The organism is Ornithinibacillus proteolyticus (genome assembly GCF_039581225.1).
Taxonomy (GTDB): Bacteria; Bacillota; Bacilli; order Bacillales; family Amphibacillaceae; genus Ornithinibacillus; species Ornithinibacillus massiliensis.
Genome location: NZ_JBCPXV010000006.1, coordinates 107458 through 113828, shown reverse-complemented (window position 1 = coordinate 113828; position 6371 = coordinate 107458). Strand labels below are relative to the sequence as shown.

5 protein-coding genes are annotated in these 6371 nt (G+C 41.4%); 4 read left to right on the top strand and 1 reads right to left on the bottom strand.

What is annotated here, in order from left to right:
- Positions 1 to 352: 352 nt before the first annotated feature.
- The 4 genes from hutH to hutG are packed head-to-tail and all read left to right on the top strand — an operon-like array spanning position 353 to position 5752.
- Complete coding sequence (gene hutH, locus AAIB49_RS05045; RefSeq protein WP_343457383.1) at positions 353 to 1876, top strand: histidine ammonia-lyase; 1524 nt, start codon at positions 353 to 355, stop codon at positions 1874 to 1876.
- The gene (hutU, locus tag AAIB49_RS05040; protein WP_343457382.1) at positions 1873 to 3525 is read left to right on the top strand and encodes a urocanate hydratase; all 1653 of its coding nucleotides are present in this window, start codon (positions 1873 to 1875) and stop codon (positions 3523 to 3525) included. The genes hutH and hutU overlap by 4 nt, the downstream gene beginning before the upstream one ends.
- Positions 3526 to 3575: 50 nt before the next feature.
- Positions 3576 to 4784, top strand: coding sequence for an imidazolonepropionase (gene hutI / locus AAIB49_RS05035; protein ID WP_339217902.1), 1209 nt, complete (start codon positions 3576 to 3578; stop codon positions 4782 to 4784).
- Entirely contained in the window at positions 4781 to 5752 is a 972-nt protein-coding gene (gene hutG, locus AAIB49_RS05030; protein ID WP_339213046.1) for a formimidoylglutamase, read from the top strand. The genes hutI and hutG overlap by 4 nt, the downstream gene beginning before the upstream one ends.
- A 106-nt stretch (positions 5753 to 5858) precedes the next feature.
- Here the strand turns inward: hutG and AAIB49_RS05025 are convergent, their stop codons facing one another.
- Complete coding sequence (locus AAIB49_RS05025) at positions 5859 to 6176, bottom strand: winged helix-turn-helix transcriptional regulator (RefSeq protein ID WP_186868264.1); 318 nt, start codon at positions 6174 to 6176, stop codon at positions 5859 to 5861.
- Positions 6177 to 6371: the final 195 nt, after the last annotated feature.

The following is a 6371-nucleotide window of genomic DNA, read 5'->3' as shown; positions in this document are numbered from 1 at the left end:
TTCTTTAGAATCAGTGAGTGAATGTGGTGCAGAAGGGAAACTGTTCGGTGGGCCTTTAAGGCCGAGGCCGGTAATAGAGGCTTCCAGCCGCAGAGCAAACCACCAGTTCACACTGGTGGTTTTGATTGCTTAATAATTGGGAAATTACTCCTAAACAATATATTGCAATAGCTAATGAAAGCGTTTAAAATAAAGAAAAGTAAGAAAATTGTAAATGGGGTATGGTAATGAAATCAGTCCATCCATTATATATAGTAATTGTCCATAATCAAGGAGGTTAGGTAATATACCTAGCCTCCTTTTACTTTGTTCACTTTAACTTAGTAACGTGATGCTATAAAGGGGTGTCGTAATGATTGTATTAACAGGAAAATCCTTAACGTTAGATGATGTTGGCAGGATTGTTTTCCAAAATGAACAAGTCGTTTTATGTGATCGTCAACGAGAGAAACTAAAACAGAATCGCGAAATCGTAGAGGAAATGCTCCAGGATAAAAAAGTGATGTATGGAATCAATACGGGCTTTGGCAAGTTAAGTGACCATCGAATTAGTGATGAAGACTTAGAAGCACTGCAACTAAATTTAATTCACTCCCATGCTTGTGGTGTAGGCGAACCCTTCGATGAAAAAATTAGTAAAACAATGGTACTACTTCGAGCAAATGCACTTGCCCAAGGATATTCTGGTGTTCGGGTTGAACTAGTTCAATCATTAATAAATCTAGTCAATGCTAACATTTGTCCGGTCATTCCCCAGCAGGGCTCTCTTGGTGCAAGTGGTGACTTGGCTCCATTATCCCATCTTGCTCTAGTAGTGATGGGTGAGGGAGAAGTGTTTTATCAAGGAAAGCGGATGCCAAGCATGGACGCATTACAAGGTAATGGGCTAACACCTTTAATCTTAAAAGCAAAAGAAGGTTTAGCATTAATTAATGGAACACAGGCGATGACTGCAACCGGGGTTGTGGCGTATTTAGAGATGGAAAAGTTATTACATCAAAGTGAGTTAACTGCTTGCATGACGATGGAGGGGTTACGTGGCATTAGAGATGCATTGGATGCAGATTTACACCGGGTTAGAGGACATCAAGAGCAAATAGATGTAGCAAAACGAATGCGACATAGTCTACACGATAGCACGCTATTAAGTTCACAAGGAGAACTTCGAGTGCAGGATGCCTATTCATTACGGTGTATCCCACAGGTTCTCGGAGCTTCATGGCAAACACTTCACTATGCTAAAGAAAAATTAACGACAGAGATGAATGCCGTAACAGATAATCCATTAATTTTCTCAGAGGATTGGAAGGTTATATCTGGTGGTAATTTTCACGGTCAGCCTATTGCCTTTACGATGGATTTTTTAAAGCTTGGCATTGCAGAACTAGCTAATATTGCCGAGCGAAGAATTGAGCGCCTTGTTAATCCTCAATTAAATGATTTACCAGCGTTCCTAAGTCCGAATCCTGGGTTAGAATCGGGAGCGATGATTATGCAATATAGTGCAGCAGCGCTCGTTTCCGAAAATAAAACCTTGGCCCATCCTGCTAGTGTCGATTCGATTCCTTCTTCAGCTAATCAGGAGGATCATGTCAGTATGGGAACGATTGCTGCAAGGCATGCACTAACCATGTTGCAAAATACAAGAAGGGTAATTGCGATTGAACTCATTTGTGCGATGCAGGCGGTGGAATATCGAGGCGTTGAAAAGATGGCCACAAGTACGAGAGCGTTCTACAACAAAGCTCGAAAGGTAGTTGCAAGTATTCGAAAGGATCGCGTGTTTTCAACAGATATAGAAAGGTTAACTGCTTGGCTGAAGGAATCAGGTGCAAGTGAGGTTATGAATCAAATTGGAGAGGTGGAAGATGTATGAAAAGAAAAGAGGTACGTGCTAAAAAGGGGCTGGAATTAGCGTGTAAAGGTTGGGAGCAGGAAGCAGCTCTGAGAATGCTGTATAACAACTTAGATCCAGAGGTGGCAGAGAATCCAGAAGAGCTTGTTGTGTATGGAGGTATTGGGAAAGCAGCACGAAATTGGGATGCATTTGATGCGATTGTACGCACCTTACAAACTTTGGAAAACGATGAAACAATGCTGATTCAATCTGGTAAGCCTGTTGGAGTCTTTAAGACTCATAAACACGCTCCAAGAGTGCTGCTTTCTAATTCGGTATTAGTACCGAAATGGGCTAACTGGGAGCATTTTCATGAGCTCGATCAGAAAGGATTAATGATGTATGGGCAAATGACAGCAGGAAGCTGGATCTATATCGGAACACAAGGGATATTACAAGGAACGTATGAGACATTTTCTGCAGTTGCGAAAAAGCACTTTGGTGGGACTTTAAAAGGAGCCATTACATTAACTGCTGGTCTTGGGGGAATGGGTGGAGCGCAACCTTTAGCAGTAACCATGAACGAAGGAATTGTCATAGCAGTGGAGGTAGATAGAGACCGTATTGAAAAACGCTTAAAGACGAAATATTGTGATGTGATGACAGATAGTATCGATGAAGCCATCCAATGGGCTAAGGAAGCCAAAGCAGAAGGAAGGGCATTATCCATTGCATTACTTGGCAATGCAGCAGAGGTTCATCAAGCTCTCTTGCAGAAGGATATTAAGATTGATATCGTGACAGATCAAACCTCCGCACATGACCCGTTAAATGGGTATATTCCGATAGGTTACTCGGTGGAAGAAGCGGCAGCACTCCGTAAAGCAGACCCTGACAAGTATATGACATTAGCAAAGCAAAGTATGGCGAAACATGTTGATACGATGTTGACCTACCTGGAACAAGGTTCGATAGTATTTGACTACGGGAACAATATTCGACAAGTTGCCAAGGATGAGGGGATTGAAAAAGCGTTTAGCTTTCCTGGCTTTGTGCCAGCTTATATTCGCCCATTGTTCTGTGAAGGGAAGGGTCCATTCCGCTGGGCTGCGTTATCTGGTGATCCAAAGGATATTTATCGTACGGATGCGTTAATTAAAGAGCTATTTCCAGAAAATAAACCCCTTATTCGCTGGATTGATATGGCAAAGGCAAAAGTTGCTTTTCAAGGTCTACCATCTCGAATCTGTTGGTTAGGCTATGGGGAACGGGTAAAAATGGGCTTGGCAATCAATGAGCTAGTTCGTAACGGAGAGTTGAAGGCGCCAATCGTCATTGGTCGTGATCATTTAGACTGTGGATCTGTTGCTTCACCAAATCGTGAAACAGAAGGAATGAAGGATGGCAGTGATGCAATTGGGGACTGGGCAGTATTAAATGCATTGATTAATACAGCTGCTGGTGGTTCTTGGATTTCTTTCCACCATGGGGGAGGAGTTGGAATGGGCTACTCACTACATGCTGGAATGGTCGCTGTAGCAGACGGTACAGACTTAGCAAAGGAAAGATTAGCAAGGGTTTTAACAACAGACCCAGGGATGGGAATTATTCGCCATGCTGATGCTGGATACGAAAAAGCGCAGGAATTTGCAGATGAACATCATATCACAATACCGATGAGGGGGTAATGTAGGTGCAAGTTGATTTACTCATTACAAATATTGGCGAGCTTTTACCGATGGATAAAAAAGGCCCAGTAAAAGGTACCGATATGAACGCATTAACGATATGGCATGATGCAGCAATCGGAATTAGGGATGGGGTAGTGGTTTGGATAGGTTCCTCGGAAGAAGCTACTATACTAGAAGCCACGCAAACAATTAATGCAAATGGTAGTTTAGTAACACCTGGGCTTGTGGAGCCACACACCCATTTAGTGTTTGGTGGTTCTCGTGAAAAGGAACTAGCTCTGAAGCAACAAGGCGTGCCATATCTAGAGATTTTAAAACAAGGTGGTGGAATATTATCTACCGTACGGGCGACACAAGAAGCCTCATATGAAAGTCTTCTAGAGAAGGCGTTATTCCATTTGGATCGAATGGCTGCATATGGGATTACTACTGTCGAAGCAAAAAGTGGCTATGGTCTGGATCGTGAGACGGAACTGAAACAGCTACGTGTTGTTAAAGCATTAAATGACCAGCATCCGTTAGATATTGTTTCTACGTTTCTAGGTGCCCATGCCATTCCAGTTCATTACAAGGATGACCCGGAGGCATTTCTTCTTGAAATGAGTGAGATGTTTGATGAAATCAAACAAGAAAACCTTGCAGAATTTGTAGATATTTTTACTGAAACAGGTGTCTTCTCTGTTCCCCAGTCAAGGCGTTATTTAAAGAAGGCGAAGGAAAAAGGGTTTGGCTTAAAAATCCATGCCGATGAAATTGACCCATTAGGTGGTACAGAGCTGGCGGTGGAACTTGGCGCTATTAGTGGTGATCATCTTGCTGTAACGTCTGATGAAGGAATAGAAAAATTGGCCAATTCGAATACGATTGGTGTTATTTTACCGGGTACTAGCTTTTATCTAGGGAAGGATGATTATGCTAGAGCACGTGAGATGATTGATGCCGGAGCGGCCATTGCCATCTCAACAGACTTTAACCCAGGGAGCTCGGTTACAGAAAATCTACAATTAATCATGTCCATTGCGGCTCTTAAGTTAAAATTATCCCCCGAAGAGATATGGCATGCTGTAACGGTTAATGCTGCCTGTGCAATTGGCAGAGGAGATGTCGCAGGCTCTATTGCAATTGGTAGAAGGGCGGATATTGTTGTTTGGGATGCACCGAATTATCTCTATATCCCATATCATTATGGTGTTAATCATACGAATACAGTGATTAAAAACGGCAAGGTAATCTATGAAAGGCAGGGGCTACGATGAAGGAGTTTCGTTATTTAAAGCCAGCTGGCCAGGCGATATTTAAAGACCGATATACGAAGAAAGCAAAGGAGTTATTAACAACCTGGACTAGGGGGAAAGCAATTTCATATGGGATGGTCGGGCTTCCATTATCCAAGCCATCTATTAGTCATTCAGGTGCAGCATTTGCTCCTACTGCGATACGGGAAGCGCTGCAGAGTTATACCGTATATTCCGGTGAACAAACGTTTGATTTACATGAGGAAATAGTTGACTTCGGTGATATTGAGATGCATCCAACTGATATTAACGATAGCCAGGCGAGGATTCGTATAGGGCTTTCCGATATATTTCAACAGGAGGATGTAAGGAACTGGTTTCTACTTGGTGGAGATCATTCGGTAAGTTATTCGGCTATTAAGGCTTTTAGAGAACAATATGGAGAAGTTGGTGTCATTCAGTTCGATGCCCACCATGATTTACGTAATACAGAGGATGGTGGACCGACAAATGGGACCCCGTTTAGAAGATTACTAGAGGATAAAGTTATTTCAGGGGGAAATCTAGTGCAAATTGGAATCCGAGACTTCACCAATGCAAAAGCCTATCATACGTATGCAATGGATCATGGGGTAACTGTCTATACTATGAAACAAGTACGAGACCAAAGCCTCTCTAATATACTGGCGAATGAATTAACAACATTAACAAAACGAGTAGATGCTATTTATTTATCAGTGGATATGGATGTGTTAGATCAAGCCTTTGCACCAGGCTGTCCAGCAATTGGCCCCGGAGGAATGGACAGTGTTACACTGTTACATGGTATTTATGACGCTGCTCAACATGATTTAGTAAAAGCACTAGATATAGTAGAAATCGACCCTACCCTTGATTTTCGAAATATGACAAGTAGAGTAGCTGCCTATGTATTATTGGAGTTTATGAAGGGGAAACATATCAGGAATAAAAGTATCAACATTACTTAGCATATTATTCAACAGTAAGCCTACCTGTAACAAATACAGATTAATGAAAACCCGAATAAGCTCTTACAATAGAGTTCATTCGGGTTTTCATATAGTATATTTCTCTCTAGTTAACTTCTTCTTCCGCAATCCAATCATTAGCCCAATTTTGAATATCTTGAATAACAGGGCGTAATGACTCACCCTTTTTGGATAGTGAGTATTCAATACGAACAGGAAACTCAGAATATATATGACGTATGACAATGCCCTCTTTTTCAAGCATTTTAAGTCTATCAGAAAGCAATCTTCCACTTATCGGTAAATTCGATTCCATTTCGGAAAAACGTTTCGGCCCATCTAATAATTCAAAAAGAATTAATCCAACCCAACGTTTGCTTATAATCTGCATAGCTTTTTCGAAGCGTGGACATAATTCACTCATAGGATCACCTCACTCTTATGGAATCGAAACAATTCATTAGCTTACAAAAAGTAACTAAATGAATTGTATCACAACCTTTTCAACGTGTAAAATTCGTTTTCTTATACATGCAGATACTATCTTTGTCTCTACTATCTTCCAGAAAAATCCTATCCGAATATAAACTCATGTAGTTGGCTATTTTCTTAATTTGTG